Consider the following 2,256-nt stretch of genomic DNA (forward strand, 5'->3'; position numbering starts at 1 on the left):
CCTCAGAACCGGACGGTGAAGTTGCCCTTCACGGCCTGGTCCTGCGCGCGGCTGCCGGTCTGGCCGGTATAGGCCACGCCGAGCGTCGCGTTCGGCGCCACCGCCAGATCCAGCCCGACCTGTGCCACCAGCGCGTCCCGGTCGATCGGAACGCCCGCGCTCAGGAACGCCGGGCCGCCCGAACCGAACCGCAGCAGCGCGGTTGGGACCACGTCCCCGAACGCGCGCCGGTAGCCGACCAAGCCCCGCAGCGTCACCGGCAGGCCCAGACCCAGATCCAGGCTCGTCTGCGCCCGCACGCCCGCGGTCACCGCGCCCAGGTCGTAGTCACGCGCGAAGCTCACGAGCGCCGCCGCGCCCCCGGCCTCGGTAAACCCGTCCCGCCGGATCCCGACATAGGCTCCGCCCACGAACGGCTCGACATACGACGCCGCCGGCTGCACCGCGACCGCGGCCCCGTCCTTCGACACCAGAGCCGCCACGGCCCGCTCACCCAGCGGGATCTTCCAGCCGATCTCGCCGAAACCTTGGATCGTGGAGCCGCCGCCATGCCCGCTCAGCGTGTCGGACAGCCCGTACGCCACCGCCCGGCGCGTGCGCGCATCCGTGTCGGCGTAGAGCGCGCCCAGCCGCAGCGACAGCGGCCCGACCTCGTAGCCGCCGTAGACGCCGCCGAACCCGCTCTTCAGCGTCGCGCTCTCCGCCCGGCTCTGGCCGTCGACCCGGCCGGCGCTGTCGAGGTAGGCTTCGGTGTAGCCGCCGACCACGCCGAAGCGCAGCCCGTTGGCCAAGCGCATGTCCGCGCCCGCCGCGAAGCCCGCGATCTGCCGGTCGAGGTCGAACGCGTTGCCGCCGCCATCGGCCGTGCCGAACGAACCGAAGCCCTGGCCCCAGAGCCCGAACACCTGCGGGTCGAGGGTGCGCACCGGCACGTTGGCCACCACCGGCTGCCGGCCCGGCAGGTCGGCCGTGTAGGTGGCCGGCAGGGTGCCGTAGTCGAGCCCGGTGCCGGGATTGCCCCAGCGCAGCCGGTCGAGCACGGCTTCGCGCACGAAGAAGGCGGTCTCGTAGGCGGTCGAGACGGTGCTGGCGTGGATGTCGCCCGCCAGCGCCCGGAAGCCGCTCTCCGCCTCGCCGGTGGTGAAGCCGACCGCCGCGTCGAACAGCCGGCCGGCGCCGACCGCCTGGACGGCGTTGGCCGCCGCGATGCCGTTGCGGCTGGTGGTGCTGGCGGAGAACGGCACGTCGTTGCGGGTGAGCGTCAGGTCGACCTCGTTGGGCAGGTAGCGCAGGCCCGGGCTGAGGAAGGCGAGGTTGGACGTGACGCCCGCGAACTGGCCCGACACGCCGCCCGTGGCCGACAGGATCGTGTAGGTGGTGCGCGGGTTGTAGCGGCCGGAGGCGGCCAGCACCTGGACGGTGCCGCCCCCGAGTGCGGCGACGCCCCCGGCGGTGATCCGGTCGGCTTGGCCTGCGGCGTTGGCCTCGACCCGGTAGGTCGAGCCCGACGCGAAGGCGACGTTGCCGGTGACGGACAGCGTGCCGATCGCGTTGCCCGGCGACACGGTGCCGCCTGACAGCGCGCCGATCCCGCCGAGCGTGCCCGAGCCGCCGAGCAGACCGCCGCTGCCGACGACGACGGTGCCGGTGATCGTGCCGTTGGCCGCAAGCGCGCCGCCCTGGCCGATGGCGACGTCGATGCCGAGGCGGTCGCTGGCGTCCATGGTCAGGGTGCCGGTGACGTTCCCGAAGTAGCCGGCGGCGGAATAGAGGTCGAGGCGGCTCCAGTAGCTGAGCGAGCTGCCGTAGAAGGCGGCGAGCGCGTTGGTCTCGGTGTTGACCAGGATCTGGTTGATCGTCCCCGTCGAGAGCTGGCCGTAGAGGCCGCCATTGGGCGCGAGGGTGCGGGCGGCGGTCGTCGAGCCGCCGTAGAGCGGCGCGAGCAGGATCGACGCGTCGGGGCCATTGGCGGGGGCCTGCTCGCGCGGTCCTTGAGCGAAGCTCAGCGTCGGCAGGCCGTAGGTCAGGCGGCTCTGGTAGGTGGCTTGGTTGGCGGCGGACGGGACATAGGGATTGCTGACCTGATTGGCGGCGCTGCCCGCGCAGGCCGCGACGGTGTTGCCGCACTGGGCGGCGAGGTAGGCCTGGAGCTGGGTCTGCGCCTTCACGAACTGGGTGGGCAGGTTGATCGCCGTGCCGGTCACCGCGGCGTTGTCGATGTAGGCCGGGTTGGTGAACGCCTGGGCGAGGTCGTAG

Annotated in this window: 1 protein-coding gene; it reads right to left on the reverse strand. The window is 73.0% G+C overall.

The features are described from left to right. Positions 1-2 precede the first annotated feature (2 nt). Positions 3-2,256 (reverse strand): autotransporter domain-containing protein (locus OXS49_RS33170; protein ID WP_267428742.1); only part of this gene is annotated, 2,254 nt, incomplete at its 5' end.

The organism is Methylobacterium sp. GC_Met_2 (assembly GCF_026540795.1).
Lineage (GTDB): Bacteria > Pseudomonadota > Alphaproteobacteria > Rhizobiales > Beijerinckiaceae > Methylobacterium.